At 47.3% G+C, this 24,360-nt stretch carries 25 protein-coding genes; 13 read left to right on the top strand and 12 right to left on the bottom strand.

Features of this window, described 5'->3' with window-relative positions; translation table 11 throughout:
• Window positions 1-122 precede the first annotated feature (122 nt).
• The 13 genes from ACZ5IU_RS01015 (at window position 123) to ACZ5IU_RS00955 (ending at window position 12,525) form a co-directional block, all read left to right on the top strand.
• Window positions 123-926, top strand: coding sequence for an NAD-dependent epimerase/dehydratase family protein (locus tag ACZ5IU_RS01015; RefSeq protein WP_464419631.1), 804 nt, complete (start codon window positions 123-125; stop codon window positions 924-926).
• The gene (locus ACZ5IU_RS01010) at window positions 923-1,624 is read left to right on the top strand and encodes a sugar phosphate nucleotidyltransferase (RefSeq protein ID WP_464419629.1); all 702 of its coding nucleotides are present in this window, start codon (window positions 923-925) and stop codon (window positions 1,622-1,624) included. The genes ACZ5IU_RS01015 and ACZ5IU_RS01010 overlap by 4 nt, the downstream gene beginning before the upstream one ends.
• Before the next feature lie 2 nt (window positions 1,625-1,626).
• On the top strand, window positions 1,627-2,586 hold the full coding sequence (locus ACZ5IU_RS01005) for a GDP-mannose 4,6-dehydratase (protein WP_464419627.1): 960 nt from the start codon (window positions 1,627-1,629) through the stop codon (window positions 2,584-2,586).
• A gap of 2 nt (window positions 2,587-2,588) precedes the next feature.
• On the top strand, window positions 2,589-3,248 hold the full coding sequence (locus ACZ5IU_RS01000; protein WP_464421781.1) for an acetyltransferase: 660 nt from the start codon (window positions 2,589-2,591) through the stop codon (window positions 3,246-3,248).
• Window positions 3,172-4,392, top strand: coding sequence for a glycosyltransferase (locus ACZ5IU_RS00995; RefSeq protein ID WP_464421778.1), 1,221 nt, complete (start codon window positions 3,172-3,174; stop codon window positions 4,390-4,392). Before ACZ5IU_RS01000 ends, ACZ5IU_RS00995 begins: the two co-directional genes overlap by 77 nt.
• Before the next feature lie 63 nt (window positions 4,393-4,455).
• Complete coding sequence (locus tag ACZ5IU_RS00990; protein ID WP_464419625.1) at window positions 4,456-5,580, top strand: N-acetyl sugar amidotransferase; 1,125 nt, start codon at window positions 4,456-4,458, stop codon at window positions 5,578-5,580.
• A gap of 21 nt (window positions 5,581-5,601) precedes the next feature.
• A complete protein-coding gene (locus tag ACZ5IU_RS00985) occupies window positions 5,602-6,771 on the top strand; it encodes a glycosyltransferase family protein (RefSeq protein WP_464419623.1) in 1,170 nt (389 codons plus the stop codon).
• A 28-nt stretch (window positions 6,772-6,799) separates the two neighbouring features.
• Window positions 6,800-7,417: an imidazole glycerol phosphate synthase subunit HisH gene (hisH, locus tag ACZ5IU_RS00980; RefSeq protein WP_464419621.1), complete on the top strand. Its 618-nt coding sequence runs from the start codon at window positions 6,800-6,802 to the stop codon at window positions 7,415-7,417.
• Window positions 7,414-8,181: an AglZ/HisF2 family acetamidino modification protein gene (locus ACZ5IU_RS00975; protein ID WP_464419619.1), complete on the top strand. Its 768-nt coding sequence runs from the start codon at window positions 7,414-7,416 to the stop codon at window positions 8,179-8,181. Before hisH ends, ACZ5IU_RS00975 begins: the two co-directional genes overlap by 4 nt.
• The gene (locus ACZ5IU_RS00970) at window positions 8,178-9,305 is read left to right on the top strand and encodes an N-acetyl sugar amidotransferase (protein ID WP_464419617.1); all 1,128 of its coding nucleotides are present in this window, start codon (window positions 8,178-8,180) and stop codon (window positions 9,303-9,305) included. The genes ACZ5IU_RS00975 and ACZ5IU_RS00970 overlap by 4 nt, the downstream gene beginning before the upstream one ends.
• A gap of 4 nt (window positions 9,306-9,309) precedes the next feature.
• The gene (gene wecB, locus ACZ5IU_RS00965) at window positions 9,310-10,383 is read left to right on the top strand and encodes a non-hydrolyzing UDP-N-acetylglucosamine 2-epimerase (RefSeq protein WP_464419615.1); all 1,074 of its coding nucleotides are present in this window, start codon (window positions 9,310-9,312) and stop codon (window positions 10,381-10,383) included.
• Between the two features lie 136 nt (window positions 10,384-10,519).
• Window positions 10,520-11,779 carry an AAA family ATPase gene (locus ACZ5IU_RS00960; RefSeq protein ID WP_464419613.1) on the top strand — a complete coding sequence of 420 codons (1,260 nt, stop codon included), beginning with the start codon at window positions 10,520-10,522 and terminating at the stop codon, window positions 11,777-11,779.
• Window positions 11,776-12,525, top strand: a complete 750-nt coding sequence (locus tag ACZ5IU_RS00955) for a DUF4276 family protein (RefSeq protein WP_464419611.1) — start codon at window positions 11,776-11,778, stop codon at window positions 12,523-12,525. Before ACZ5IU_RS00960 ends, ACZ5IU_RS00955 begins: the two co-directional genes overlap by 4 nt.
• Before the next feature lie 112 nt (window positions 12,526-12,637).
• Here ACZ5IU_RS00955 and ACZ5IU_RS00950 read toward each other — a convergent pair whose 3' ends face one another.
• The 12 genes from ACZ5IU_RS00950 to ACZ5IU_RS00895 form a co-directional block, all read right to left on the bottom strand.
• A complete protein-coding gene (locus tag ACZ5IU_RS00950) occupies window positions 12,638-13,747 on the bottom strand; it encodes a glycosyltransferase family 4 protein (RefSeq protein ID WP_464419609.1) in 1,110 nt (369 codons plus the stop codon).
• The gene (locus ACZ5IU_RS00945; protein ID WP_464419607.1) at window positions 13,744-15,096 is read right to left on the bottom strand and encodes a hypothetical protein; all 1,353 of its coding nucleotides are present in this window, start codon (window positions 15,094-15,096) and stop codon (window positions 13,744-13,746) included. The genes ACZ5IU_RS00950 and ACZ5IU_RS00945 overlap by 4 nt, the downstream gene beginning before the upstream one ends.
• Window positions 15,097-15,924, bottom strand: coding sequence for a class I SAM-dependent methyltransferase (locus ACZ5IU_RS00940; RefSeq protein ID WP_464419605.1), 828 nt, complete (start codon window positions 15,922-15,924; stop codon window positions 15,097-15,099).
• Between the two features lie 18 nt (window positions 15,925-15,942).
• Window positions 15,943-16,323, bottom strand: coding sequence for a DMT family transporter (locus ACZ5IU_RS00935; protein WP_464419603.1), 381 nt, complete (start codon window positions 16,321-16,323; stop codon window positions 15,943-15,945).
• Window positions 16,324-16,611: 288 nt separating this feature from the next.
• Window positions 16,612-17,508 (bottom strand): glycosyltransferase family 2 protein, encoded by an 897-nt coding sequence (locus tag ACZ5IU_RS00930; RefSeq protein ID WP_464419601.1) that lies wholly within the window; start codon window positions 17,506-17,508, stop codon window positions 16,612-16,614.
• A 20-nt stretch (window positions 17,509-17,528) separates the two neighbouring features.
• Complete coding sequence (locus tag ACZ5IU_RS00925; protein WP_464419599.1) at window positions 17,529-18,230, bottom strand: N-acetyltransferase family protein; 702 nt, start codon at window positions 18,228-18,230, stop codon at window positions 17,529-17,531.
• Window positions 18,231-18,236: 6 nt separating this feature from the next.
• Window positions 18,237-19,361, bottom strand: a complete 1,125-nt coding sequence (rffA, locus tag ACZ5IU_RS00920) for a dTDP-4-amino-4,6-dideoxygalactose transaminase (protein ID WP_464419597.1) — start codon at window positions 19,359-19,361, stop codon at window positions 18,237-18,239.
• A gap of 17 nt (window positions 19,362-19,378) precedes the next feature.
• Window positions 19,379-20,266, bottom strand: coding sequence for a glucose-1-phosphate thymidylyltransferase RfbA (gene rfbA, locus ACZ5IU_RS00915; RefSeq protein WP_464419595.1), 888 nt, complete (start codon window positions 20,264-20,266; stop codon window positions 19,379-19,381).
• Window positions 20,267-20,280: 14 nt separating this feature from the next.
• Window positions 20,281-21,402, bottom strand: a complete 1,122-nt coding sequence (gene wecB / locus ACZ5IU_RS00910; protein ID WP_464419593.1) for a non-hydrolyzing UDP-N-acetylglucosamine 2-epimerase — start codon at window positions 21,400-21,402, stop codon at window positions 20,281-20,283.
• Window positions 21,399-22,460, bottom strand: coding sequence for a polysaccharide biosynthesis protein (locus tag ACZ5IU_RS00905; RefSeq protein ID WP_464419591.1), 1,062 nt, complete (start codon window positions 22,458-22,460; stop codon window positions 21,399-21,401). Before ACZ5IU_RS00905 ends, wecB (ACZ5IU_RS00910) begins: the two co-directional genes overlap by 4 nt.
• Window positions 22,457-23,386, bottom strand: coding sequence for a dTDP-4-dehydrorhamnose reductase family protein (locus ACZ5IU_RS00900; RefSeq protein ID WP_464419589.1), 930 nt, complete (start codon window positions 23,384-23,386; stop codon window positions 22,457-22,459). Before ACZ5IU_RS00900 ends, ACZ5IU_RS00905 begins: the two co-directional genes overlap by 4 nt.
• A complete protein-coding gene (locus ACZ5IU_RS00895) occupies window positions 23,383-24,315 on the bottom strand; it encodes an SDR family oxidoreductase (protein WP_464419587.1) in 933 nt (310 codons plus the stop codon). Before ACZ5IU_RS00895 ends, ACZ5IU_RS00900 begins: the two co-directional genes overlap by 4 nt.
• Window positions 24,316-24,360: the final 45 nt, after the last annotated feature.

Below are 24,360 nucleotides of genomic sequence, written 5' to 3'. Positions count from 1 at the left end.
ATGTATAGAACACAAAGTAAATTTGCGTATATTTTTAAATATTAATTTATATTATGTAATAAACGTTTATTTTTTATAAAAATAAAAAAATGATCCAAATAAAATAGCAGTAGGTGATAAATATGGATTTTTACTTTTGTGGGATAGAAAACTGGATGATACCTTATATAAATAAAAAAGAAAAAAAATCAATTTTTTATAAAAATATACCAATGGATATTTATAAAGATTGCAATAATAAAATTAATTTTATTTTTACAACTGATTATATAAATAATTTTTATGAACTAGGAGCCCTTTTGGATAAAGTGCAAATTTTAATAGAAATAAATAAAATAAATAAAATATTGTATATATCATCGTATAATGTATATAGTGAAAATAAAAAAATAGATAACAATCCCAAAAATATTGTGGGAACAAAAAATATAATTGTAGAAAAATTTCTTTCATATATTTCTTTTAAATATAATGTTGCAGCAATAATATTAAGAGCATTTAATGTATACGGACCAGGTCAAGAAGAATTTTATATAATACCATCTATAATAAATCAAATTATAAAAAATGAAATTTTAAATGTCGGTGATGTGGAAAAGGTAAGAGATTTTATTTTTATAGAAGATTTTGTAGATATATTGTTTTTGTTATTAAATAGCGATGAGAATGATATTTGCTCTATTTATGATGCAGGCACTGGAGATGGAATAAAAATAAAAGAATTAGTTGAATTAATAAAAAAAATTACAGGAATATCAACAAAAACTATTTTTGATATAAATAAATTAAGAAAAGAATTTGATTATGATAAAGCAATTGCAGAAATGAATAATTTTAATTATAAATTTAATTGGAATCCTAAAATAAGTCTTTGTAAGGGGCTTGAATTAACTTATCAATGGTTGCGTGGCAGGAGCGGAGTATGATGTTTGAATATGCTTTTATAATAGCTGGTGGGCAAGGGAAAAGATTACAACCTTTAACTTATTCTATCCCTAAACCTTTATTGCCTGTTGGTGATAAACCTATAGTAGAATTTATTATAGATCAAATAAAAAGACATGATATAAAAAATATATTTATATCTGTAAATTATAAAAAAGAATTAATCAAAAATTTCTTAAGAGATGGACTTAGATACGGAGTAAATATATTTTATATAGAAGAAGAGGATAAAAGTGGAACGGCTGGTTCTTTGGCATATTTACCTGATGATTTTGATGGAGACCTTTTATTAACAAATGCTGACATAATTTCAGATATAAATTACTATAATATTTATAATTTATTAAAAAAATGTGATTTTGTAATTACTGGAATAAGAAAAAAAATGTTAATTGATTTTGGAGTTCTGGAAATAAATAAAAATAGCGAGCTGCAAACCTGGAAAGAGAAACCGTGTGAGGAATACTTAATTAATGGCGGTGTATACGCAATATCTAAAAAGTTAATTCCATATATTAAAAATAAGATAATTAAAGGTACTTACTGTGATATGCCTGAAATTTGGAGTGCATTACAAAATGACGGTATGAAAATTATGGTATACATTCATGATGGTGAATGGCAAGATGTAGGAAGAATTGAAGATTATTATTCTTTAAATGAAAAAAGCGGGGTGTAGTTTTGAAAATACTTGTTACTGGGGCTGGTGGATTTATAGGATCTCACTTGGTTGAACAATTAGTAGAAAATGGCTATGACGTAAGAGCTTTTATTAGATATAATTCTAGTAGCGATATGGGCTGTTTAAAATATTTAAAATGTGAAAACAGCTTAGATATATATTATGGAGATATACGAGACTTTGATTCTGTAAAAAAGTCTATGGATAAAATAGATGTAGTTTTTCACTTAGCTGCCTTAATTGGCATACCATATTCGTACGTTTCTCCATTAGCATATATAAAGACTAATGTAGAAGGCACGTATAATATTTTGCAGTCTTCATTAGAAGCTAATGTTTCGCATGTAATTCATACTTCAACAAGTGAAATATATGGTACGGCACAATATATTCCGATGGATGAAGTCCATCCTATAAATCCTCAATCGCCATATGCTGCTACTAAATCGTCGGCGGATCAATTAGCTTTATCATATTATAGATCATTTGATTTGCCAGTATCTATAATACGACCTTTCAATACATTTGGGCCAAGGCAATCTTGTAGAGCAGTAATCCCAAATATAATAACGCAATTAAATAATGGCGGTAATATCAAATTGGGAAATGTTAATTGCAAAAGAGATATGAATTTTGTTCTTAATACGTGCGATGGATTTATAAAAATAGGTTTAAATAAAAATAGTATAGGCGAAATTGTAAATATTGGGTACGGGGAAGAGTATTCTATCATAGAAATAGCTAAAAAAATTTCTTTAATAATGGATAAAAAAATAAATATAGAAACAGATGAAATAAGATTACGTCCAATAAAGAGCGAAGTAGAAAGATTGCTTTGTAATATAGATAAAGCTAAGCATAGATACGGGTGGTTGCCTAAATATAAATTAGATCAAGGATTGAGATTGACAATAGAATGGTATATAAATAATAAAATAAAAAATGGTTATTGTTTGTGAGTATGATGAAAAATAAATATATAGATAGACCGTTTATTATTTTAGGAGCCGGAGGGCATGGACGAGTAGTTTTAGATTTATTGAACGATTTAGGATGTAAAATATTGTATTTTGTTGATTCAAATATAAATTACTGGGGTAAGAAAGTAGAAGGTGTCCATGTTATAGGGCCAGACGAAGAAGTTTTTAATATTGATGTAGAGAAGGTTTATTTGGTAAATGGAGTTGGCGGAATTAAAAATAATGACAAAAGAGAAATTTTATATAATAAATTTAAAAGTAGGGGGTATAGTTTTTTAAAATTAGTACATAGAACTTCGTATGTTTCTAATTCTGTAACTATAGGCAATGGATCTGTTGTTATGGCGAAAGCAGTAATTCAAACAGGTTGCGAAGTTGGCGAAAATGTAATAATAAACAACGGAGCATTGATTGATCATGACTGTATAATAAATGACCATTCTCATATATCGCCTGGAGTTGTTTTATCTGGATCTGTTGTGGTGGGGTGTAAAGTACATATTGGAACTGGAGCGGTAATTATCCAAAATATAAAAATAGAAGATGAGTCTATTATTGCTGCTGGTGCTGTTGTTACAAAAAATGTTAACGCTAGAACTCTTGTTGCAGGGGTGCCAGCAAAAAAAATTAAAGAAATATGACTGTAAATTGGAGAAAAAAATGAATGTATTGTATTTAGGAAACGTAAATGATATTTTTTTATTAAAGTTAATAGAAAATATTCAAAATAATATAAATGATTATGATTTTTCAATATTTTCTCTTGTAGAATCAAATGTAAATAAGTCAAAGTTTGACTTATTTACTATTAATAAAAATAAATTAGTATATAAAATACCAAAAATAAGAATGATTTATAATATAAGTGAAATTAAAAAAAATATAGGGTATATATTAAATAAAAAAAAATACGACTTGATACATATTTTAGGCGTTAATCCTTATTTTTTTGTTGCAAAGAAAGAGTTAAATAAAGAGAACATAATTTCTACTATTTATGGTAGCGAATTTTATAAATCTACAAAAATATCTAAATATTTACAAAAAAATATATTTGATATATCTAAAAATGTTACATTTAGTAATGAAAAAACGTCGCAGGATTTTTGTAAATATTACGGAAAATATTACGAAAAAGTTAAAATTTGTAGATTTGGGCTTTCTGCTTTAGATATAATTTCTGGTACAAAAATAAGTGCTGAAAAAATTAGAAACAAAATGAACTTGCCTTTAAATAGTATTATTATTGCAGTTGGAACAAATGGATATGAATCTCAAAATCACGAGATTATTATAGAAAGTATAAATAATATAAAAAAAAATATTTCAAAAAATATATTTTTATTATTGCAAATGACTTATGGTACAAATAACAAATATAAAGAAAAAATAAAAGATACTTTGATGAAAAGCGATATAAAGTATCGTATTTATGATAAGTTCTTATCTGAGATAGATAACGCATTAATAAAAATGTCTGTTGATATAGCAATACAAATTCAAGAAAATGACCAATTTTCCGGCACTATGCAAGAATATTTGTATGCTGGTGCTTTAGTTATAACTGGATCTTGGTTGCCTTATGAAAAACTAGAAAAAAGTGGTGTATTTTTTTTAAAAATAAATAATAAATATGAATTAGAAAATACTATTTTGAATGCTATAATTCATAACGATATATATTGCGAACAATGTAAAAAAAATAAAAAAGAAATATGGAATTTGTCTAGCTGGAAAAAAAACATATCTAGCTGGGTGGAATTATATAATAATGCTGTAAAATAATATGTATTTATATACTATTAAAAACGTTTATATAACTATAGGGTTAGAAATTGGAGAGATAATATGAATATTAATTATCAAATTTGTACCCGTTGCATCATGGATACAACCGACCGCAATATTACGTTTGACGAGAGGGGGTATTGTAATCACTGCAGACGCTTCTTCGAAACCATAAAAGGAGTTCTTTGGCTGCCGAACGAGGAGGGGAAACGAACCCTTGATGAATCTATCCGAAGAATTAGGAACGAAGGCAAGGGAAAGCAATATGACGGCATTATAGGACTCAGCGGAGGCGTCGATAGCTCGTATTTGCTCTGCAAGATAAAAGAGTGGGGCCTTCGTCCTCTTGCGGTTCACGTTGACGCCGGATGGAACTCGGAACTCGCCGTAAAAAACATCGAAGTCCTCTGTAAAAAATTGGATATCGATTTGCATACCATCGTCATCGATTGGGAAGCGATGCGAAATGTTCAAGTGGCCTTTTTGCGTTCTGGAGTGGAAAATCAGGATATTCCGCAGGACCATGCTTTTTTTGCCGCACTTTACCGCTATGCGGTGAAAAATAATGTTCGCTATGTCTTTCATGGATCAAATTTCGCAACGGAGAGCATTCTTCCATCGGCATGGGGATATGATGCGATGGATGCTTCGTATCTGCGTGCAGTTTTACGTCGTTTCGGGGAAGGCATTCCGAAGAATTATCCCGTTGTGAGTTTTTGGGAATATTATATCTACTACCCATACATTCGTAATATGAATGTAATAAGACCTTTAAATTATATTAATTATAAAAAAAACGAAGCTATACAAGAATTGGAAAAAAAATACGGTTGGCGCTACTATGGAGCGAAACACTGGGAGTCTCGTTTCACCAAGTTTTTTCAAGGATACTATCTTCCTGTCCGCTTCGACTACGATAAACGTAAGGCCCATCTTTCAAGCCTTATCGTTTCCGGTGAGATGACAAGAGATGAGGCGCTTGCGGAAATGGAAAAGCCGATTTATCCACAAGATCAATTGGAGAATGACAAGGATTTTGTATTGAACAAACTTCGAATATCACGGGACGAGTTTGACAGATTGATACACTCTCCCCAAGTTGCAGAAAACTTGCCGACGAATAGAAATCTAAAAAAATGGGGCTCACGCGTAAAGAGAATGATGAGGCTCTTTTCGGGAAAATAGCTTATGGAAAGGAGCTTCCTGATGAAAAGAAGCGACATCCCAGTGAAAGTCCTTGTCATGTGCCTTTCAGACCCCGACGGTGATCCTCGCCCGCGCAGGGCTGTTGAGTTGTGCACGCAGTTGGGATTCGACGTTTCCGTGATGGGGTATCCGACTGGAAGGACATTTGCTTTACATTCGTACTATCCTCTCCTTTCTCCCTCTTCTTCCGTTCTCCATAAAATTCTGCGGAGGTTGTGGGGAATCGTGGGAATACTGATGCCTTCCGAAAGGGAGCGGGTGTTCTGCGAGAAGAAACGCTTCGGCCTGACGGGAGCGAAAACGGCTCTTGCCGGCCAGAGATTCGACATTCTGATTGTGGAGGATCTTCAGCTTTTACCGCTTGCGTTTGAAGTCAGAGGCGACGGCAAAATCCTGTTTGATGCACGAGAGTATTATCCTCGTCAGAACGAGGGAGATCTCTGGTTCGATCTGTTCGAGAAACCGCGACGTGTGCAGCTCTGTCGTGATTATCTCCCGCAATGCGATGCGGTTGTCACTGTGTCGGAGGGGTTGCGGCGGGAATTCTTGAAAGAGTTTGGCGTTGACGCGGAAGTATACAGAAGCACTCCCTTGTATGTTGACCATCCCGTCCACCCTACTGATCCTGAAAGAATCCGGATGGTCTATCACGGAGCGGCGAACAGAAACCGGCGCATCGAGAACCTGATCGAAATTGTTTCGTTGCTGGATGATAGGTTCTCGCTGGACCTTATCCTGACGGGAAACCTTCGATATCAGCAGGAACTTCGACGGAAGGCCTCTTCAATGAAGAGAGTTGCCTTTCGAGATCCCGTGCCTATCGAGGAGATTATCCCGACCATTGGTCAGTACGATGTCGGCTTTTTTTATTATGAACCCACTGGATTCAATATTGCACACTGCCTTCCAAACAAACTTTTCGAATATATCCAGGCAAGGTTGATGATCGCGATAGGGCCGTCTCCCGATATGGCTGAACTGGTGAAAGAGTATGGATGCGGTGTGATTGCGGGGGAATTCTCTGTACATGCTATGGCGAAGAGCCTGAATTCGCTTTCGGCGGCAGACATAGACAAATACAAAAATAATAGTGATAGGGCTGCTAAAGAACTTTGCTTTGAGAAAGAAAAAAACAAAATGAGCACGATCCTGAAGAGAATTCTGCTATAAAAACTGTTGCAAAGAGAGCTGCATGCGAATGATTGTGATAGTCGACTACGGTATTGGCAACCTGAACTCGGTTTCGAACATGATCCGTCATGGTGGCGGCGCGTGTCGCATATCGGGCGATTCTGAAGAGATCGCCGAAGCGAGGGCACTCATCCTTCCGGGAGTCGGGGCTTTTGACACGGGAATGGAGGCGTTGCGCTCCCGAGACCTGGTGGATGTTCTCAACGATGCGGTTCTGTCGCGAGGGACGCCTGTATTAGGTATCTGCCTCGGAATGCAACTGATGGCAAAAAAGAGTGAAGAGGGAACTCTCCCCGGTCTTGGATGGCTGAACGCAGATGTGAGGAAATTTCATTTTCCTCCGGAGGCGCGGCTCAAGATTCCTCATATGGGGTGGAGTCCCGTCTCCGCGAAGAAGGAAAACCAGTTGATAGTCTCCGACGAGAAACAAAAGTTTTATTTTGTGCACTCATACCATGTCGTTTGCGCCGACGAGAACGACATCGCGGCTACATGTCGCTATGGGTGCGAGTTTGTCGCCGCCTTCGCACACAGGAATATCTACGGCGTTCAGTTTCATCCGGAGAAGAGTCTCCGGTATGGAAAACGGCTTTTGGAAAACTTTTGCAGGATGGTTCAGTCATGATAGGAACGCGCATCATACCGTGCCTGCTTCTCCGGGATGGCGGTCTGGTCAAGACGAAGCGTTTCGGAGAAGCCCGTTATGTCGGCGATCCGATTAACGCCGTGAAGATCTTCAACGAAAAGGAATGCCATGAACTGGTCTTTCTCGACATCGATGCGACGAAAAACAATCGTCCGCCGTCGTTCGACGTTGTCGAACGGATTGCCGGGGAATGTTTCATGCCCCTTGCGTATGGCGGAGGGATTCGCGACATCGAAAGCATTCGTCGTCTTCTTTCTCTCGGTGTTGAAAAGGTCGTGATCAACTCGTATGCGGCCGAGTGTCCCGACTTCGTCCGCGAAGCTTCGGACGCGTTCGGAAGTTCCACGATTGTCGTCTCGATCGACGTCAAGCGGTCGTTTCTTGGTGGATATGGCGTCGTCACGCATGGAGGAACGCGAAAAACGAAGCATGATCCCGTATCGTATGCGTTGCGGATGGCGTCTCTCGGCGCCGGCGAACTGATCGTGAACTCCGTCGATCGGGACGGAATGATGCAAGGATACGATATCCCATTGATCAAAAGCGTCGCTGAGGCGGTCGAAGTGCCGGTGGTTGCGCTGGGAGGGGCTTCTTCGTGTTCCGATCTTGCCGCGGTTGTGCTTCAGGGAGGTGCGTCGGCGGCTGCGGCCGGAAGTATGTTCGTTTTTTATGGAAAACTGCATGCCGTATTGATCAATTATCCTGAGGACGAAGATCTGATTCGGGAAGGGTTGGGCGAATGACCGAGAATCGTTCGTATGCCATATGCAGCCGATGTGTCATGGACACGTCGGATCCGGACATTGTGTTCGACGAAAACGGCGTCTGTTGCCATTGCCACAGTAGAGATGACCTCGCGCGAAGGTATTCCTGGCCTGAAGAGGAAAGGAGCAGGCGCTTTCGCTCCATAATCGAGATGCTCCGCCGTCACGGCCGGGGGTGTGAATACGATTGCGTCATCGGCCTGAGCGGCGGCGTGGATAGCTCGTATGTCGCCTACACTCTCGCGAGGAACGGTGTGCGGTGTCTTGCTGTTCACCTTGACAACGGCTGGAACTCGGAACTGGCTGTCTCAAATATTCACAATCTGGTTTCCAGACTTGGAATCGACTTGTATACCCACGTAATTGACTGGAATGAGTTCAAAGATCTTCAGCTCGCGTTTCTCAAGGCCTCCACGCCCGACTCCGAGATTCCGAGCGATCACGCGATCGTTGCGCTGATGTATCGCTTTACGGTCGAGAAAAAAATCAAGTACCTTGTGACCGGCTGGAATTACAAGACGGAAACCCATCTCCCGAGAAAGTGGTCCGCGGGGCATTTCGACTGGACGTATATCAGGGCGATCCATGACAGATTCGGAACGATTCCACTCTCGACGTTTCCGCACGTGACGCAGGGTGAAATTTTGTGGTGGCGCGGAACGGGCAGGCTTTCCATTGTGGATATCCTCAATTATATTGACTATGACAAGCAACTCGCCATGAAAGAACTGGAACAAGAGGTCGGTTGGCGATATTACGGAGGAAAGCATTACGAATCCGTGTATACCCGTTTTTTTCAAGGGTATATCTTGCCCAGGAAGTTCGGATTCGATAAACGACGCGTTCATTTTTCCTCGTTGATCTGTTCCGGGCAAATGGAGCGTTCGGAAGCGCTGCGGGAGCTTCCGAACCCGACCTATCCGGAGGATTTGCAGCTTGCGGACAGGGAATACGCGATCAAGAAATTCGGTCTTTCGGAAAGTGAATTCGATGACGTCATGAATCTACCTCCGAAGTCATACTGGGATTACCCTAGAAATGATGTTAATGAAAAATGGTGGTATAAAGCTTTGCGCGCTGTGTACCGCAAAATTGGAGCGTAGTGGGATGAAGGTCCTTTCCCTCGTCGGCGCCCGTCCTCAGTTCATCAAGGAAGCCGTTCTCGGGGCGGTCGTCCGCAGCGCAGGCGCGTGGCGGCATGTTTTGGTGCATTCCGGGCAGCACTACGACGCGATGATGTCCGACGTTTTTTTCAACGAACTCGGAATGCCGAAGCCCGACTATTTTCTGGGTGTGGGGTCCGGGTCCCACGCGAAGCAGACGGCTGAGGCGCTCGTGAGGATCGAAGATGTTCTCGCTTCCGAACGCCCGGATCTTCTGCTCGTGTACGGCGACACGAATACTACCGTTGCCGGGGCGCTCGCCGCGGCGAAGTTGAGAATTCCTGTCGCGCATGTCGAGGCGGGCATACGGCAGAGACCGAAAGACATGCCCGAGGAGATCAACAGGGTGGTGACGGATCACATTTCGGCGCGTCTCTTCTGCTGTTCCGAGGGCGCTGCGGCGAATCTCGCACGCGAAGGCATCGTCGACGGCGTTCATGTTATCGGCGATGTGATGTACGACCTGTACCGGATGATGACTCCGCGTTTCGATCCGCGTGGCGCCTGCGAGCGCTTCGGGCTTGAATACGAGAATTTCGTGCTCTGTACGCTCCACCGGGATTTCAACGTCGATGACGAGACACCGCTTTCAGGTATATTGAAAGGGATCCGTGCGATCAGGGAGAGGACGGGGTGCGAAGTTCTGTTCCCGATCCATCCGAGGACGCGGAAACGCGTCTCCGAGTTCGGGCTGGACGATCTCGTGGTGCCGTTGCGTCTGTGCGATCCTCTGGGATATCTGGATCTCCAGTCCCTTGCGGGCGCGTGTCGTTTCGCGGTGACGGACAGCGGCGGCTTTCAGAAAGAGACGTATTTCGCAGGAAAGCGCGCGATCATCGTCATGCCCGATACGGGATGGCGCGAACTAGTGGAGGCCGGATGGAACGTACTCTGCGGGCCGGGTGAAGCGGATATGCTTCGCGCTGCGGAACGAGTCCTTGAGGACGCTGCGCTTCCGGGTGAGCTGTACGGAAACGGTTATGCTGCGGAAAGGATCGTCGACATCCTGCGGCGGTAGCCGGTATTCACGAAATCCTTTATAATGTCAACTTATTATATATGGACGAATTCGTAGCCAATACTGGTATCGTATAGGATGTGATCCTCGAAATTCTTCTGTTCGCAGAGTTTTGTTTAGCGAGGTGAAGAACATTATGCTCTCGTATTTCAGTGTGAATAATTTCAGGAATTTGCGCAAGTGTGAGTTCGAATTCGCGAAAGTAAACATCTTCGTGGGGCCAAACAACTCCGGCAAATCGAATCTTTTCCGTGCTCTATGCTTTCTTGCAAATATCCTTTCGCCACAGACGAAAGGAAGCGCCCTTCTGGCCGAGATCGATAAAAATGGAGGAAGCGAACTTTTACGAAGAGGAACCTCTTCTCAGGACGAGATATCGCTGCGCTGGCGTTTTTCCTCCGGGGTAAATTATTCCAACATGGAGTATACATTCCTTTTTCGGATTTTGGGAGGAGGATCCGTACCAATCGCTCCTCTCATAGTTCACGAAGAATTATGTTACGCGAAACCGGAAGGAAGCCATCAGGAGCCTTTTTCGTTTTTTCAAAGGACCGAAGCGAAAAGAGGAACCGTTCTATTTACCGTTCGCGACACAATACGGGGAGATATCCGGCGCCTGCCGTTTCCCGTAAGGGATGATGACCTGATCCTTTGTCAATCGGATCAATTGCTTGAGGCCAAGGAGTTCCGGGAGGAGTATTATCCCCTTTTCAAAAAATCGCTTGATGCTACGAAGGATTTATTCCAGAATTCTTTTGTTATTTCCAGCGCTGCGATTGATCTGCGTTTTGCAAAAGAGGCAACGAAGCTTCGTCTTGGAGAGTCCCGAATTTCTCGTGACGCCTCGGACTTCGTTGCGGTGTTACATCACCTGGAGAACAAGTATGATTTTTTCGGGGTATACAGGGATGTTCTTGCCGAAGTGCTTCCGCATCTTGAAGGACTCAAAATCGTTCTTCCTTCGGATAAGAGTGTCTCTTTGCGCCTCTTCTTCAAAGACGGAGAGCAGTTTTCTCTTCATGAAATGTCGGACGGAACCACAAAGGCAATGATCCTCGCCATGCTTTTGTGGAACCCGGAGAAGCTCGCGATGCTTTTCATCGATGAACCGGAGTTGAATCTTCACCCGGCATGGCAGCGAGTTTTGGCGCATTGGATCCTGCGAGCCAGGGGCGCTGACCAGATATTTTTGAGCACTCATTCGCCCGATTTTTTGGATGCTTTCACGGAATCTTTCCGGAGCGGAGAGACTGCACTATTCATCGGAACACCGACGGAGACGGCTTCTTTTCACAGACTTTCTCCCAAGGATGTGGAAGAAAGTCTGAACGTCGGATGGGAGCTTGGGGATCTTTACCGCGTGGGCGATCCGTCGTTCGGAGGGTGGCCTTGGTGAGTCGAATCGCCCTGTTCGCCTCCGGCGGCTATACCGAGGTTGGCGGAATCCAGCAGTTTGTTGAGAGAATCGCACCGGATATATCATGTGTCCGCCTTTTTCCTGTCGTGCGCAAGCCTGCGCCGAAAAAAGGACTTGATCGGCCGGCTCCTGTGCAGGAACACTCGGGGGTATCCGGGGAAAGACTCGTAACGGAGATGCTTTGCGCTCTCAGGAAAGCCATGGAGAAAAATGAGATTTACGACGCGATTCTACTTGTGGATGACGGGGATTGCCGTTTTTCAGATTGTCGCTGTTTTCAGAATTGGATTAATGAGACAGAAAAGCGGATCTTCGAAGAGACGAGTTGTGCTTGGCCTTTTTTTGTCTTGATCGCGTCTCCTGAGATTGAGACGTGGTTGTGCGCCGATTGGGAGAATTCCTTTGCCAGAGAATACCCGCGCGATATCGCTCGGCGAGTGCGTGTTGAGATCGCGCGTCACGGTATTCTTGTCAGTGGTGAAGACCTTGAGTTTTTTGGTTTCCCTCGGAAAAACGAAGGCGGCTGTTCAGTAAAACTGAGTACGGAATTGCAAAAAATATTTCCCGAGATTTGTAGCGAAGCACATCCTTTCTCATATTCCAAACAGGTTCAAGGACAAGCGATGCTGAAGCGCATTCAGCCCGAAAATGTTGCAGAGAAATGTCGTTGCTTTTTCCGTCCTGTTTTCTTGGAGTTCTGCGAAAGCCTCCATAACGAACTGTAGAACGCCTGAAGAAAGCGTATTGGAGACTTTGATAAAAGTTGCGCTTTTAGGAGAACTGTACGGAAACGGTCATGCTGCGGAAAGGATCGTCGACATCCTGCGGCGGTAGCCGTTATCCGAGAAGGCGTTTATATACCGATATGATTTTTTTCGCCTCGTTTTCCCAGTTGTATCGCGTTTTTGCAGCGGTAATTCCGTTTTTCCCCATTTCCATAGAGGAACTTGGCTTTTCAAGAATCGAACGGATGCCTGATGCGACTGATTCAGCGCTTTGAGGATCGACGGTGACGCCGCATGTGTTGCCTTCGATGATTTCCTTCCAGAGCGGAAAATTGGAAGCGACGATCGGCAGGCCGGACGCCATGAATTCGAAGAGTTTGGTGGGGTAGCTTTCCGTGTGGTTGGGGCCAGGGTGGAAGAGGACGAGACCGCATGATGCCCGATGCATCATGCGGGCAACTTCCTGCCGGGAAACCCATCCTGTATATGTGACGCCGCTCCATTCGGGGAGTGCGCGCACAAGCGATTCTTCGTTTCGGGAAGCGAAGCTGCCGGCAAGCGTGAGTTCAAGGTCAGGATAATCTTTCTTGAGGATCGCAAATGCGCCGAGTGTTTCAAGAATCCCGCGGTTGACCGAAATGACGCCGGCGCATAATATCATGTGTTGCCTCGGTTCGGAAGGAGACTCGGGGAAATCGAATTCCTCGAGTCGTGGAAAATTCTGGACGACTGTCGTCTTCCGTGAGGGAAAGCGGCGGGCGATCGGCGGCGTTGCCGGGGTAACGGCGTCGAAACAGGCGCCGCCAATACGTTCGAGCGTTCTGACGCAGAACGATGCTATATGGCGAAACGGCATCGGAATCCAGTCCTTCCAGAGAATATCCTCCGGATGGTCTTCATGTGGGTCGTAAATGACTTTCTTTCCTGCCAGCTTCAGCAGAAACCCCGTCGGAAGAAGGTCCGGATCGTGGAAGTGGTACGCGTCGGCCTTTTCTCTCATAGCATCCCGAAACGCTCCCCAGAGCGACCGGACGAACCGGGCCTTTCGTCCTTTGGGAGGAGCGAACCGCCGTATGGTGACGTCGTCGACCGATTCGTCTCGCTCGTGAGGGGCAATGAAGACCACCTCATAACCGGCGGCGGCGAGAGATCTGCATTCCTTTACGAAGATACGCTTATCGAACGGCGGATGAGCGGATGTCAGATGAACGATTTTCTTCACGGTTTTTTCCTTTCAAGCAACCTCACTGAGATCGTCTTCCCGAAATAATCGAACGATACGGCATAATCTCTCGGGTTGTAGTGTTTTTGCAGAATATCAAGCGCCGTGTCGGCTCTGTGATCCGCGTTATACGGAGGATAATACCCTTCGATGACATAAAGTGCGTTGTGTTTCTCCACGAACTCCGGTGAGAGGACGGCGCCATAGTCGATGAAGCGTCCGGACTGCATGAACGCAAACCAGTTGTTGGAGCTTCCGATGATCGGAATCGAGTTTTCCGGAACCGCCCGGCGGATCTTCGCGATATATTGGTCCATGTCGAACCCGCCCTGTTTCCACCAGAGGAAAAGATATTGCGGAACGAGCAACAGGACGAAAAACATCGCTAAGGCGGTTTCTTTTCTGTAGAACCTTGCGACAGACAGCATCATCATGATGAAAAGCGGAAAGTAATAAATGACGTAGATATAATCGCTTCTCTTTATCAATACGGACGCGACAAGCGTCAACATCAGCGCGTACGAGAGGAAGCGATGCGACGCATAGAGCCTGTGTTTGATGAAGAGAGTGGCGCATGCCAAGAGAACGATGAGTTCGGGAACGTGACGATGATACGCGCGATGAATGAAGTATTCGGAAAATGTTCCGAATGGCGACGGCGCGAACTGGCGGCCCCATTGGATTGTCTCGATTACCTTTTCAAGTGAGGCGTTATTGATCCAGAAGAAGTAGAGAATGCCCAACACCAAAGCCGGACTTCCGATCAAAAACGCGTGTTTCCAATCTGATTCCGAGAATGACGAAAGTGCGTATGCAAAAAAATAGACGAATACGATGACTCCCATCGGATGTGTTTCCGTAGCTAGGCAAGCGAGCAAGATCGCGAGGAAATAATGTTTCTTCATGAAAAAGAAAATGGCTGCAGAGAGAAGTAAGAAACACAAAGCTTCCGGGCGAGTTAGGTTTGCTGCACCAAGGATCGGTTCCAAAAGTAGCGCAAGAAACGCGAAAAGAGCTGTGTCCTTATAGGACCAGTCGAGATGATGGAGAACCTTGCACCAGAAAAAAACGGCTAACCCGGCAAGTGTGATAGAAACAAGATGAGCATGGGCTCTCGTCCAGCCGATTACGTCGAGAATCGTTGAGTAGATGAAGGCGTGAGTTTTTCCAAAAAGGATTTGTGTCGCATCTGAACGAAACGAAGGATCCGTGGCTGTTCCATGGAAATAATTCCATGCGAAGGAAAGGCTCCATGCGTCATCAATGGCTTCCAGGCGATAATGCCCAAAGAGGATGATATAACTGCAAAAAATAATAATATAAAATAAAATTTTTAAAAATCTGCTCATTTAAAATCTCTTAGCTGCAATAAGAAGACTCGTCCCAAATCTTTTTGCCCTCTTTTTAGCTATCATTTTAACTTCATTATTCAAATAGTTGCTAATAATTTTAATAAAAATACCTCCATTTATTCCATGCTCAACGCTATTTGACAATATATTTTCTTTTTTTATATAATCTAATTTATATGGTATTGTTTTTAAACAAAAAAGCGGAATGACCAAAATGCCAAAAATAAAAGTAGAATATAGTATTTTAAATTTACTTCTTAACAATAAATTTAAATTATTTGTATCATATCTTCTGAAATGTCCAGCGTATGTATCACTTGAGGACCAAAGCGATTGTCTTGCCGGAACCGTTAAATAAAGCATGCCGCTGGACTTCAGAATCCGGGCGATCTCTTCTAGGAATGACGCATCATCACGAATGTGTTCAAGCACATCGAAGCAGCCGAAAGCTGGAACTGATGCGTCTGGCAGATTTATTTCCTGAAGCGATGCACAGATGACATAGGGAAGTAGACGTCGCGTTTTTGCATTGTTAGCGCCATTTGCACCAGGTTCAATCAGAATAGTTGGAAAGCCTTCGTCGATAAGCCGTTTTGCCACAAAGCCATTCCCGCCGCCGATATCCAGAATTTCCCCTTCAGGAGGAAAACGGTGAACGGTTTCGGCAATGCAATTGTTGCGATGCCTGAACCAGAAGGATCTGTCTTCCAAGTCAAAACAGATGTCATTTCCGCTGGTCGGATACGAAATCTCCGTATTATTGGCTGAACGCCAAATTCCATTCGCGTCTTGTCGTAGATTTTTGAAAAGAGCGCGTACATTCAATGACACCACCTCGCGAATTTACGAAACAAAAATCAGAACGCCGGATGCAATGAGAAAAAAACCGACTATTTTCAGCGTTGAGAGTTTCTCTTTGAAGAAAAAATGGCTCAATATGGGAACAAGCGCAAATCCCAAAGAGTCGAGCGCTTGAGCTATTCTCAAAGAAACTTCTCGGTACGCTATTGACGCCATTCCCATTGAAAGGAGCATTAGAGAATACCCCAACACGACATGTGGATTTGCATATTGCCTCAGCAGTGAATGTTCATCGTCAAGAGTTGCTTTCTTGAGTGAGATTTGCCCGAGGCTTGCAACGGCAACTGCAAAAAGAAAAAGAATGTGTAATTTATTCACTTCGACATACCAAGAGAAGACCGCATAAAACAACAACCGATCCAAGAACGTTTCTCATTGTGACTGACTCCCCAAAAAAGAGAACCGCCCATAGAAATGTCCATAAAAAAAGAATTCCTCTCCACGCATAGGCTATCATCAATTCGTATGCACGCAAAACTTGCTGCCATATTAAGGCAAAACACAAAACGCAAAACAATCCTGCCGCATAGAGTAAAAAAAATTCTTTCGAAAAAACGGGATATTGCGATGCGAATTTTAACGAGACGCCGCAAAGTGAAAACACAAAATATCCAGCCTGTAAGAGCCAAAAACGGCGTGAGAAAAGGCGCATCAAATGTTGATCCTTTTTGAGATCACGTATAATGGTCTTTTCTTTGTTTCATCGAAAACCTTTCCAAGATAGATTCCGATGATTCCCAGATTCGCCACGATCAGTCCGCCAAGAAACCAGACGGAGACCATGAGGCTGGTCCATCCCTCGACGGGGATTCCCTGAAGATATTTCCGGTAGATGAGCTGAATGGCGTACAAGAAGGAGAAAAACGCCATGAAAAAACCAGCCTTAACGGAAATTCGCAACGGTTTATCGGAATAGGCAATAATGGTTTCCGTCGCAAGTTTGAAGAGTTTCCTCAAGGTATAGGAGCTGTCGCCCGCAAAGCGTCCGCCATGCTCGACATTGATGAAACCGCAATTATAGCCCAGCCACTGGAGTTGTCCTCCAAAAAAACGCAGCCTTTCTCTCATGGAACAATAGGCGTTGATGACTTTGCGCGAAAGGATCCGGAAGTTGGCGACTTCGGGATCGTAGTCCATATCGGAAAGCCACGTGAAAACGGCGACGAAAACGTGAGATGCAATCCTCTTCCAGATTGGGTCTTTTCGTTTCCCGCGCCTGGCGCAGACAATGTCGAATCCTTCCTGTGCTTTGGCGTAGAGCCGGGGAATCTCTTCGGGCCTGTCCTGCAAATCACAATCCATGACGACCGCCCAATCGCCCGTACAAGCGGCGAGTCCTGCCGTTATGGCGTAGTGTTGGCCGAAGTTCCGGCTGAATTGGATTGCCTTGACGTTGGAATCTGTTGCGGCGATTTCCGACAGGATTGTCCACGAATCATCACCGCCGCAATCCTCGACGAAGATGATTTCGTACTCGTCGGAAAGATGCTGTAGCTGATCCCGAAGCCGTCGGTATAGTTCGCGGAGGCACCCTTCAGCTTTGTACACCGGGCTTATCACGGATATTTTCATGTGTTATACAGATGATATACGTCAAGCGGGGCGTAAAACCTAAACCCCAGAGACGCGTACAGGTTAATGACCGGCTGGTTCGATACGGAGACGGAGCTGTATATTTCATCATACCCGGTACTAAACAATAATAAGCATCCTTGCGTCCATAGATATTTTGCGATCCCTTTTCCGCTGAACGCATTGAAGACCGCATGAAGAGGAATTTTGTTTCCTATAGAGGACCAGAAGCCTGCAAGAATCCCGTCGACAAAAAAGGCGTACAGGTGGGATCCTTTGTGAAGATCGCCGATCCAGTTCAGATACCGTGTGTCAACGTGTTCCGGTCGAACGTTTGGATCTTTGTGAAATCTGTCGTGTTCGAACAGATGACGGGATTGATCGAGAATCGCGTCGAGATCGTACTTCGAAGATACGGAAATTTCCGAAGTCGGATAGTGATGCCCTCGGAAGGAAGACTTCTTACAGTGAGGTTCCATAAGGGTATCGCAATAATAGAAGCCGTATCTTTCGATGTCGAACTTTCGATTTTCGGACGGAACGCGAAGTGTAAAATGCCCCTTGTGGCCGGCCGACCAGACAAGGAGTTCTTCTTTGGGTTCGGATATTTCGAAGGTCGGAATGTTGAAGATGACGGAGTCCCACGGGGTGGAGACTATGCCTTCGGGGATATCCGGGAGCGGATGCAGTTCAGGCATTCCGGGTCAACGCCCTTCAAGAAGTTTGCAAATACGTTCCTGCTCTGCTGTATCGAGTTCGTAAAATAGAGGAAGCCGGAGAAGCGTGTCGGATGCTCGCCTGGATACCTCCAGTTCGGATGTTCGACAAGAACTCCGCGATCCGAACGGAGACGAATCCAATGGTATATAGTGAAACACGGACATGATGCCGTTTTCTTTCAGATGCTTCATGATTTTGTCTCTTGCGCGCCCGTCGTTGAACAGGACGTAGTAGATATGACCATTGTGGGAAACGGAACTTGGGATCACTGGCCTTCTCAGGAAATGCTCGCATTCGAATTTCTCGCAGAGACGGTAATACCCATTCCATAAATCCAGCCTGCGATCCGTAATTGCTTTCGCATTTTCGAGCTGGGCATAGAGGAACGCAGCGGATATTTCGTTGAGCAGAAAAGAAGATCCCAGATCCACCCAGGTATATTTGTCCACTTCGCCACGGAAAAATCTGCTTCTGTCCGTACCCTTTTCGCAAACGATTTCGGCGCGTTCGATGTACCGTTCGTCGTTGATGAGCAGAGCGCCGCCTTCGCCGCAATGAATGTTCTTCGTCTCGTGGAACGAGAGCGCGCCCATTTCGCCGATGGATCCCAAAGCGTGCCCTTTGTATGCGGCGCAGATTCCTTGAGCTGCATCCTCGAGGATCAGAAGTCCATGACGCTTCGCAATGGTCGTTATCGCATCCATCTCGCACCCGACGCCCGCGTAGTGAACGGGAACGATCGCTTTGGTCCGAGACGTTACGGCGTTTTCAATAAGCGTTTCGTCGATATTCAGAGTGTCGGGACGGATATCGACGAAAACGGGCAGTGCTCCGCGCAACGCGACGGCGTTCGCCGTTGAACTGAAAGTAAAGGATGGTATGATAACCTCATCGCCCGGGCCTATGTCGGCAAGGATCATCATCATTTCGAGCGCGGCGGTTCCAGAGGGGCACACGACCACTTTTTTCGCCCCCGTCATTTCATTAAGAATCGCTTCGCATTTCCGGGTGAACGGACCATTCCCGGAAAAACGGCGACTCTTCAGAACCTCGGCGATATACTTGTTTTCGTTCCCGGTAACGTATGGATGGTTGAAAGGAATCGCCATTTTTCATCCCTCTTCGCTTATTGTTGTCTGGGCATCGCTGAGACGAGCCCAAGAAGATACGAACCGTATCCGCTTTTTTCAAGCGGTTTTGCGAGCGCGAGAAGCCGTTCGTCGTCGATCATGCCTTTTCTCCAGGCGATTTCTTCCGGGCACGCAACCATCAGCCCCTGTCTGTTTTGAAGCGTGCCGATGAAGTTGGAGGCGTCAAGGAGACTGTCATACGTTCCCGTGTCCAGCCATGCGAACCCGCGATGTAGCAGATCGACGTGCAGGGTTCCTTCGTCGAGATACATTCTGTTCAAATCCGTTATCTCCAGTTCGCCGCGCGGGGACGGGACGAGTGTTTTTGCTTTGGCTGCGACGGTGGAATCATAAAAGTATAATCCAACCACTGCGTAGTTCGACTTGGGAGATGTCGGTTTTTCTTCCAGAGTTTGGGCATTTCCATGTTCGTCGAACGAAACGACGCCGAAACGTTGCGGGTCCTTGACGCGGTATCCGAACACCGTCGCTCCATGTTGTTTCAATGTCGCCTTCTCAAGTATCGAGGTCAATCCATGACCGTAAAAGATATTGTCTCCGAGGACGAGCGCCGAATTGTCTCCGTTGATGAACGCTTCTCCTATGAGAAACGCTTGCGCCAATCCTTCGGGACGAGGCTGGATGGCGTAGGAGAGTCGTATTCCCCATTGGGATCCGTCACCGAGGAGCGCCTCGAATGCAGGTTGGTCGTGCGGTGTCGAGATGATGAGTATTTCCCTGATTCCGGCCAACATCAATGTCGTCAACGGATAATAGATCATGGGCTTGTCGTAGACCGGCAGCAACTGTTTGCTGACCGATAACGTTATGGGGTAGAGACGTGTCCCGCTTCCCCCGGCTAGAATGATCCCCTTTCGCGGCATGTCCTCCGTCCCTTCTATTCCTCTCTCCACACGACTCGTCTGACATAGTCCGTGTAGCTTTCGATGATCCGGAGCACTTTGTGGGAGACGTTAGGAACGTTGTAGTTTTCGACTGTTCGTAATAAGCGACCGTCACCTCTTGGTTGTGTACGGATGATAGAGATGGCTTCCAGAACCCGCTCGGGATTGAGGCCGGTCATCATGACGGCGCCTTCCTCCATGCCTTCGGGACGTTCGTGGGCTTCGCGGATATTGATCGCCGGAAAGTTGAGGATCGACGATTCTTCCGTGATGGTGCCGCTGTCGGAGATGACGACGCGCGCGTTTTTCTGGAGCGTGACGTAGTCGAAGAACCCGAGCGGTTTCATGCTTTCGACGAGCGGGTGGAATGTGATGCCGGAGGCTTCGATTCTCTTTCTCGTTCTCGGGTGCGTCGAGAAGATGATGCGCTTCCCGAAATCTATTGCAAGCGTGTTCAGGAGCGACACGAGCGAAGAGAAGTTCCTGTCGGAGTCGATATTTTCCTCTCTGTGGGCGGAGACGACGAAGTAGTTCTCCGGTTCGAGCGAAAGGCGGGAGAGAACGTCCGACGACGCGATCGCGTCCCGGTAGTGGGCGAGGATCTCGAACATCGGGCTTCCGGTTTTAATGATTCGATCGGGGGGAAACCCCTCCCGCAGAAGGTATTCCCGCGCGATTGCACTGTAGGGCATGTTGATGTCGCTCGTGTGGTCGACGATCTTCCGGTTGATCTCCTCGGGGACGCGCTGGTCGAAGCACCGGTTTCCGGCTTCCATATGGAAGACGGGGATCCTTCGGCGCTTTGCGGCGATGCAAGCGAGGCAGCTGTTCGTGTCGCCAAGGAGGAGGAGCGCGTCCGGTGTCTTCTCTGCCATGATCGCGTCGGAACGCGCGATGACCGCGCCGATCGTCGCGGCGGTGTTGTTGCGTGCGGCGTCGAGGAAGACATCGGGTTTGCGGATCTCCATTTCGCGAAAGAAGATTTCACCGAGTTCGTAGTCGAAGTTCTGTCCCGTGTGGACGAGCGTGTGATCGGTATGTTCGTCGATGAGCGCGATGACGCGCGAGAGTTTGATAATCTCCGGGCGCGTGCCGACGATCGTCATGACTTTCATCGAAGGAACTCCCCGTCGAACGTGAGCGAGTCTCCGGGCATGAGGCGCTGGGAGACGAGCAGGGCTTTCGTTTCCTCAGGCGTCATGACGAAGTCGCCCGAGCTGTACTCCCGACCGAGTGCCGGGCCTTCGAGGTCGCTTCCGTCGATTTCCGGCAGCATCGGGCGGATAACGTAGTACCCGTTCCGTTCGATCGTTCTCGTGCCTTCCTCTTCGGACACCATGATTTCGTGGATCTTCTCGCCGGGGCGGATGCCCGTGACGACGATCGGAATGTCCTTGTCGCCGGCGAGCGTCGTCGCGATGTCCATGACGCGGGAGGACGGAATCCTCGGGATATAGGTCTCGCCGCGGCGCGCGTTTCCGATGGCCTCGACGATGGTGTCCACGGCGCGTTCGAGCGGGAGCAAGAAGCGCGTCATGTCCGGCGTCGTGACGGTGATTGGGCCGCCGTGCGCGATCTGTTCGTGGAAGAGCGGGATGACCGATCCGCGCGAGGCGAGAACGTTTCCGTAGCGGACGCAGATGAATCGCGTGCCGGGGGTCAGGATATTCGCCGCGATGAAGACGCGCTCCTGGATGGCCTTCGTCATGCCCATAACGTTGACGGGTTTGCACGCCTTGTCGGTCGAGACGCCGACGACGGTTTCCACGCGAAGTCCGTGCTCCCGGATGGAACGGACGATGTTTTCCGCGCCAGCGATGTTCGTGAGGACGGCTTCGTATGGGAAATATTCGCAGCTCGGAACCTGCTTGAGCGCGGCGGCGTTGATGATGATGTCGGCGTCTCGGACCGCCGGGAGGATGCTGTCGTAGCGGCGGACGTCCCCGATGCGGAACTCGAGGAGCTGCCGGAAGTTGTCGTAGATGATTTCGTCGGTCGCCCGCGCGCGCTGCTGGTATTCGACGCGCATGTAATGCTGCTTGGCCTCGTCGCGCGAGAAGATGACGACCTTCGCCGGCGTGCCGTGCGCTCCGGAGAGCAGCCGGCGCGTCAGCACCTTTCCGAGGGAACCGGTCCCTCCCGTGACGAGGACGCGTTTGTCCTGAAAGATCATCGGTTCACGGATCCTTTCAGCGGTTCGGTGTCGTCGTAGGTCCTGTAGTACGGACACGACGCGTAGTCATTGTACATGTCGCGTACGAGTCCGGTCCAGTCGTCCGGAGCGTAGCCGGTCGCCCGCCGGAATCTCGTCGAGTCGAGCGATCGGTCGATTGCGACGGCTTCGTCCGCGACGACGGTTATTTTCTTCCCGTAGGTCTCCGCGATGCGTCCGAGGAGGTCGTGTTTCGAGATCGGATCGACCGAGAGGTGGTAGAGCCCCGTCAGTTGGGGATTGGGGAGGACGTAGTCGGCGACGACCCGCGCGAGTTCGACGGTCGTCAGCCCGGAGTAGATGGCCTTCGTGTATCCCTTCACCGTTCCCCTCTGGGCCATGAACCATTCGACGAGCGAGAGCATTCCCTTGATCTCGTGTCCGATGATCGACGTGCGCAACGTGACGCAATGAGGCTCGTAGTAGACCTCCCCGAGGTATTTCGTCCGCCCGTAGAGGTCCTTCGCGTCCGAGGGGTCGTCTTCGCGGTACGATCCCTTCGATCCGTCGAAGACGCAGTCCGTTCCGAGGTGGATCAGGCGCGCGCCGGCTGTCCTGCAGACGAGCGAGATCCTGTGTGGAAGCTGCGAGTTCACCGTGATGGATGTCAGCGGGTCCTGGGCGCCGGAAAGCTGCTTGATCAGCCCGATGCAGTTGATGACGACGTCCGGCTGAAGCGACGCGAGCGCCCGGATGATGGTGTCGAAGTTGTCGGCGTCGACGTGCGGACGCATCTTCCGGACCAGATGACGCGGGAATGTGCCGGGGATCTCCGATTGGTTTCGGCACGTCGCCCAGACGTCGAGATCCTGTCTCTTCGAGAGAACCTCGAACATCTTGTGCCCCACCATTCCCGTTCCGCCGAGAACCAGTATTCGCTGTGTCATCGGGCCGCCTCCTGTCTGGCCCACCGCATGTAGTCGCGAAGACCCTCTTCGAGGCCGATGGTCGGGGAGAACCCGAAGGCGGCCTGCGCTTTCGATATGTCTGCGAGGCTGTGCCGTACGTCGCCGGGGCGTTCAGGACCGTGAGAGACCATCGGCGTGATTCCAGAGGAGAGTTCGAGGAGACGGACGAGTTCGTTGATCGTGATGCGCGACGCGCTCGCGATATTGTAGGCCCCCGTTACGGAGGGAGTTCGGGCGGCTCTGATGTTCGCCTGGACGATGTCGTCCACGTGGATGAAGTCGCGCGTCTGTTCGCCGTCGCCGAAGATCGTGATCGGTTCGCCGCGGAGCATTTGAAACGCGAAGATCGGGATGACGTTTCCGTATGCGTCGAAGCGCTGGTTCGGGCCGTAGACGTTGAAGTAGCGAAGTGCGACCGCGTCGATGCCGTACAATTTCGCGTAGGCGAGACAGAGCTTTTCCTGGCAGAGTTTGGTGCAGCCGTAGGGGGAGTCCGGTTCGACCTGGTGGTCTTCGCGGATCGGGAGCGTCTTGAGCTCGCCGAAGATACCCGCCGAGGACGAGACGACGACCTTTTCGACGCCGTATTTCCTCGCGGCCTCGAGGACGCGGATGGTTCCGAGGACGTTGATTTCCGCATCGGTCACGGGATCGTCGATCGATCGTTTGTTCCCGACGGACGCCGCGAGGTGGAAGACGACATCGGCGCCTTCAAGCGCGCTTCCGACAGCCTCGGGGTCGCGGACGTCTCCTCGGACGAAACGGACGTCCGGGAAAGGGAGCAGGTTCGACTCGTAGCCGGACGAGAGATTGTCGAGGACCGTAACACGAACTCCGTCGCGCAGAAGCGCCCCGACGATGTTTGACCCGATGAAACCGGCTCCTCCGGTGACGACGCAGTGTTTCATGATTTTTCCCTCCATGCGGGAATTCCCGTTTGCTGTTTTTGTGGA

It is taken from the genome of Lactivibrio alcoholicus (genome assembly GCF_055390895.1).
This window is presented reverse-complemented; position numbering and strand designations above follow the sequence as displayed.